Consider the following 5,658-nt stretch of genomic DNA (forward strand, 5'->3'; position numbering starts at 1 on the left):
AGCTGAGCCGTGCAAGGGACAATCCGCTGGAGCGGCGTCCGGCATCGGCGATGACGCGTTCGAGTTCGGCCATGAAGGCCGGCTCGCACATCAGGCCGGTGACAGGATCGATCACTCCGTCCTTGACGAAGGCGTCCAGCGTGCGGCGCAGACGCGCCTCGAAGGCATGCAGCCGCACCAGCGGCAGAATGCGCGAAACCAGGTGCAATGGGTCGCTTCCGAAAATGAGATGCGGCAGCTTGCTGATCTCGACGTCCAGCGGGCGGCCGACGATGCCGACCGGCATATCGCGAAATCGCGAATCCTCACTGATGACCGTGAGGAGCGCCTCGACATTGTGCGGATAAAATCCTTCACCGATCACAAGGCCATCGGCATCGCGTGACTTCAGATGGCGCGCGGCGGCCTCGATGGTGAGGACGCCGATCAATCCGGTGCGCTCGCCGAGCGCGACGGAAAGCTGCGGATAGGATTTGCCGCGTCCGGCAAGTATCACGGTCGCTTCATCGAGCGGATCGCTCGTCGGAGATTGCGGCAGCGCCTCACCCGCCTCGCGCGCGGCGTCGGCGCGGCGCAGCACGCTGGCATGCAGGGCGCGCACGCGCAGCACCGACAGCAAGCGTGCGGCGACAATATCCGGGGGCAACTCGAAGGGCAGCGCCAGCGCGTCGCGATAGGCAGGGATGTCGTCGGCGGCGGCGCAGGCCACGACCGGCACGATCGGCATCCGGCGCGTCATCGTGCGGGCAAGACTTTCGCCAAGGCCGAGGTCGCTTGCAGCTTTCGGATCGGCAAGAACAATCGCACTCGGATCGGCAGCGGCAATCGCGGCGCTGGCTTGCGCGCAAGAGGCTTCCACCACCGGAAACGCCCCGGCAGCGGCAAGCGCCGCGATCAAATCCGGCGCGGGTTGTTCGGCAACGACGACGACCGGGCCCTGTAACGACATATGCGCGTCCATCAAGTTGACGGCCCTGATAGCGCTCCGTGATTTAATGCACAGTCAATTCCGGTGCATAAATTGTCAGGCACCGCGTTCGCCGAACGCTTCGGTTAGCAGAGGGTTCATCCCCATCGTTTGCAAAATGTCCCGGATCGATGCAGCCTTCGAAGCATGCCCCGCCAGCCGGTGTCCGGTTAATGTATGCGGAAGAGCTGCAAGCACGCCGCTACCGTCAATGCTCCGGATGATGTGCTGTAGATCATTCATTGCAAATCGATAACCACCGACGCAGACCATGCCCTTCGGCGGCGCGGTAACGATCAGAGCACCGTCGGCAATGCGGCGGCAGGGATAGCCGGTATCGATATGGCCGCCCGCGCCGTCGGCTTTCCGGTCCGCCGCGGCGGCGAAGGGATCGTAAGGCGATGCGGCAAACAGTCCGCGGACAGCCACCGTACCGGTCTGCGTGGGCGCGACATGCGCACATTCGGGGCCGCCCTCAGCGATCGCGATTGGACCGTCCGGCCACGGCGCGGTCCGCCCGCCGGGCGGGCGGCGGACGGCGAGCAGGGCGGTCTCGCCGAAGGCGACTGCGTCGACCAGCGTGACATCGAGATTGGTCCATTGCGCAGCGGAGGCGAACCGTTCCGGCGCACGCCAGACCGCAACCACGTTGCGAACGGGGCCCGTCTCCAGCCAGTCCGATCCGCCGAGCATGGCCAGCATCGCATCGGGCACCACGATCGTGTCACATCGTTCCTGCACGATCTGATCGCGCATCAATTCGGGATCGGCCGGGAGATGCAACACAAGCGTTGCAGCGCTCAGCAACCCCGGCACCAAAGCGGCCGACAGGCCGGCATAAGTCGTTGCCGGCAATGTCGACAGGATCACCGCTCCATCCGCAATCCCGACGCGCTGCCGGATGAGTCGCCCTCCGGCCAAGAGTCGCGCGCAATCGCGAACCATCGGGACAATGCCATCGACCGTGAGATCGAAGGTGATCAACGCATCGCGGGGCCTGTCTTCTGTGGCAAACAGGATCACGTCTGGATGTTCGTCTGTGACGTTCAGACAATCGTCAAGCGGCACGATGCCATCGTCTGCGTCGCAACCGAAACCACAGACCGCCCGGATCGGAAACAGCTCCGCAGCGATCTCCAGGGCCAGCGCCGCGTGATCGCAGTCCGCCACGCGGCCACAGACGATGATTGCCCGCGCCCCGGCCGCCGAGAGTGCGCTCACGCATTCATTGCGCCGCCACAGCAGGGGAAGCGGAGCAGGGATCATGCCGGCGCGCATCACTGCCAGCAATGTCAGAATGCCGACCGTGACATTCGGCAATTGAATGCCGACCACCGTACCGGGCGGCAGCCCGATCTCGCGCAGCCGCGCGGCGATCGCATCGACGGCACGGTCCGTCTGCAGATAGTTTAGCCGGCGCGGCGCCAGGCCGGTGACCCGTTCGCAATCCGGTGCATCGATCAGGGCGAACGCGGACGGATTGCGCGCAGCCTGCGCTTTCAGGATGGCGTCGAGGGACGGAACGGCGCCCGGCGTCATTGTCAGGTGCCGGGTTTGCGCCACCAGGCTTCCGGCAGGAAGCCGAATAGCGGAGTTTGCTTCGGGTGTTCGACATGGCTCCAGCGCGCCACCCATTGTTCGGGCAGGTGAAAGAGCGGCACGACATAAAAGCCGGAAATCAGGACACGGTCGAGTGCGCGCACGGCGGATTCGAAGACATCGCGTTCGCGCGCGACCAGAAGCTGCGCGATCATGGCGTCGATGGCCTCGCTTCTGGCCCCCATGTAATTGCGCGTCCCCTCAACGTCGGCCGAAGCCGACCCCCAATAGAAGCTCTGCTCGTTGCCGGGCGACAGCGACTGGTCCCAGCGATAGGGCACCATATCGTAATCGTAGGTGAGTCGCCGCCGGTCGAATTGCACGGCATCGACGGTGCGAATCGTCGCCGTGATTCCGGCGCGCTTGAGATCGCGCGCATAGGCGAGCGCGATTCGTTCGTGGTCGCGCGTGGTCACAAGAATTTCGAAGGACAGCGGCTCGTGAGTTTCGCGGTGGCGCAGCACCGTGCCGTCCAGCGCATACCCGGCGTCGGACAGAAGCTCGAGCGCCCGCTTGAGAACCGCGCGGTCGCGCCCCGAGCCGTCGCTTTCGCTCGGCGCATAGCGGCCCTCCAGAATGTCGTCGCGGACCGCTCCCGGAAATTGCGCAAGCCAGGCGCGTTCGCGGGCGTCGGCGGGGCGCCCGACCGAGGACAAATCCGATCCCTCGAAATAGCTCGCGGTGCGCTTTTGCAGCCCGTAGAAGAAACTCTTGTTGACCCATTCGAAATCGAACAGCGACGCCAGCGCTTCCCGGACCCGGACGTCGGCAAAGACCGGCCGGCGGGTGTTGAAGGCAAAGCCGTTCATGCCGACCGGGGTGCCGTTGCGGAAGGTCTCCTTGACGTAGCGGCCAGCGCGGTAAGCGGGCGTGTCGTAGCCGGTCTGCCAGCGGTTCACGTCGTTCTCGACGCGCAGGTCGTATAGACCTTTCTTGAAGGCTTCGAACAGTGCGCTCTCGTCACGATAGAATTCGAAACGGATCTCGTCGAAATTCCATAAGCCGCGGTTGATCGGCAGGTCCGCGCCCCAGTAATCGGGATTGCGCACAAAGGTGGCGTTGCGTCCCGGATCGACCGATTTGATGATATAGGGACCGCTGCTGACCAGCGGCGTGAAGGTGGTCTCCTCGAACCGCTCCGGATCGGTCGCGTGTTTCGGCAGCACCGGCATCAGGCCAAGGATCAGCGGCAACTCGCGATCCGCATTGCCGGACAGATCGAAGCGCACCGAGCGCGGACCGACAATCTCCGCGCGCGCCACCTTCGAATAGTAAGTACGGTGATTGGGCCGGCCTCTGTCGCGCAGCAATTGCCAGGAAAAGATCACGTCGTCCGGCGTCACCGGCTTGCCGTCGGAAAAGCGTGCGCGCGGATTGAGGTTGAAGGTGACGAAGCTGCGTTCGTCGTCAGTTTCCACCGTTTCGGCCAGCAGTCCGTAAAGCGTGAACGGCTCGTCATAGCCGCGCGCCATGAGGCCTTCGATCACGTAGCCGCGGATATTCGGGACCGGCAGGCCCCTGACCACGAGAGGGTTGACGGTGTCGAAAGTACCCGAGACCCCGAGTGTCAGCCGTCCGCCTTTCGGGGCATCCGGATTGACGTAGGGCATCGCCGGAAAGCCGGGGGGCATTTTCGGCGCGCCGTGCATGGCAATTGCATGCATCGGCCCGGTTGCGAATGCGCGGACATCCAGCGCAGTCGTGGCCACAAAGGCCAGAAGAGCTGCGCCAAGACGGCTGCCGTAACCGTGGAAAGACAATGCGGGGCTCAAGCTACTGGCGTTCCGATTCGTGCGTCGGCGGCAGTCAATCACAGATCGGTATGGCCGCCGGTGCGGTCTTGCGCCCCATAGCATCATTTTTGGCCTTTATACTTTATTGTAAAGGCGTTTTCGGGTATCAGGCCGGTGCCCGGCGTCACGCTGTCGCCTTTTTTGGCATTGAGACAGCGCGTAGGCAGCCAATGGGCCCACCGCCGCCTCATGCGGCGCCAACGAGGACACGTAGGATCATGACGTATCGGTCTGCGTCCGAGCCGCCCCGGCCGGTTGCAAGGACGCTCGCAATTTTTGCCGCAGTCGCCACGCTCTCGTTGGCTGGACTGGATACGGCATTGGCGCAGCAGGCGCCCGCCCAGAAACCCGCTCCCAAGGGTCAGCAGAAAGGCGGCGCGCCGGCGGCAGCTCCCACACAGGCCCCGGCAGCCGGCGCCCAGCAGCAGGAGCCGGCGATGCCTCCGCTGATCTATTCCAACTGGACCAAAATCTGCGGAAAGGGTCCGGAACAGGGCGCCAAGCAGATTTGCCAGACCGGAAAGGATGGCCGGCTTGAGTCCGGAATGCCGATCGTGGCGGCGATTCTGATGGAGATGGAAGGCGAGTCAAAGAAGGTTCTGCAAGTGATGCTGCCGCCCGGCATCTATTTGCCCAAGGGCACCCGCGTTGTGATCGACCGCGACGAGCCCTCGGCCATCATCGGGACCTTCCTGACCTGCGCCAATGGCGGCTGTATCGCGCATCTCGAAGCCAATGCCGACATTGTCCAGAAGCTTAAGAAGGGCCAGAACCTGTACGTCCAGGCCTATAACATGGCTCAGAACGTGATGACTCTGGCGCTCCCATTGTCGGATTTCGCCAAGGCCTATGACGGTCCTCCGACGGATCCGAAAGAGCTCGAGGCGAAGAACCAGAAGCTTCAGGACGAGTTGCAGCGGCGCGCCAACGAGCAGCGTCAGAAACTTGAAGGTGGCAAGCCGCAATAGGCGGCTCGCCGGTTCATTTTGCTCAAGCGATTGATCTGGGCGCGCGAAGAAGCGCGCTCATTCGTCATTGAAACGGCCGCTGATTTGACAACGCACGAGCGTTTGCGCAATTGCCGCTCAGCCAATGGGTGGTATTTAACTCCGGCGGCCGCCGGGGTCGCGGCGCAGATCGAGGGAGGCGGGGCAGATGCTTGCGGGATTTTCAGGTAACGCGCGGCGGACGATTTTTCGCGCAGCGTCGCTTTGCGCATTGATCGCGGCGCTGTCGCTGCAGGTCTCCAGCCCGGGCCTGGCGCAACAAAAACCGCAAACGCCGAAAGCTGCACCGAAA

4 protein-coding genes are annotated in these 5,658 nt (G+C 63.7%); 1 reads left to right on the forward strand and 3 read right to left on the reverse strand.

The genetic code is table 11. The features are described from left to right. From ACK41X_RS22270 to ACK41X_RS22280, 3 genes are all read right to left on the reverse strand, one after another. Nucleotides 1-949, reverse strand: a 949-nt coding sequence (locus ACK41X_RS22270) for a GGDEF domain-containing protein (protein WP_409728135.1), incomplete at its 3' end; no start/stop codon positions are given. 75 nt (nt 950-1,024) lie between these two features. Next, nucleotides 1,025-2,530 (reverse strand): AMP-binding protein, encoded by a 1,506-nt coding sequence (locus tag ACK41X_RS22275; protein WP_409728138.1) that lies wholly within the window; start codon nt 2,528-2,530, stop codon nt 1,025-1,027. Continuing rightward, nucleotides 2,509-4,230, reverse strand: a complete 1,722-nt coding sequence (locus ACK41X_RS22280; protein ID WP_409728144.1) for an extracellular solute-binding protein — start codon at nt 4,228-4,230, stop codon at nt 2,509-2,511. The genes ACK41X_RS22275 and ACK41X_RS22280 overlap by 22 nt, the downstream gene beginning before the upstream one ends. Before the next feature lie 347 nt (nt 4,231-4,577). Here ACK41X_RS22280 and ACK41X_RS22285 point away from each other — a divergent pair, with 347 nt between their 5' ends. Next, nucleotides 4,578-5,327: an invasion associated locus B family protein gene (locus ACK41X_RS22285; protein WP_409728141.1), complete on the forward strand. Its 750-nt coding sequence runs from the start codon at nt 4,578-4,580 to the stop codon at nt 5,325-5,327. Nucleotides 5,328-5,658 lie beyond the last annotated feature (331 nt).

Source organism: Pseudorhodoplanes sp., from assembly GCF_046289595.1.
Classification (GTDB): domain Bacteria; phylum Pseudomonadota; class Alphaproteobacteria; order Rhizobiales; family Xanthobacteraceae; genus Pseudorhodoplanes.

Coding starts and splice junctions, on each gene's coding strand:
- ACK41X_RS22285 (WP_409728141.1), top strand. CDS start 4,578: ATGACGTATCGGTCTGCGTCCGAGCCGCCCCGGCCGGTTGCAAGGACG.
- ACK41X_RS22280 (WP_409728144.1), bottom strand. CDS start 4,230: ATGCATGCAATTGCCATGCACGGCGCGCCGAAAATGCCCCCCGGCTTT.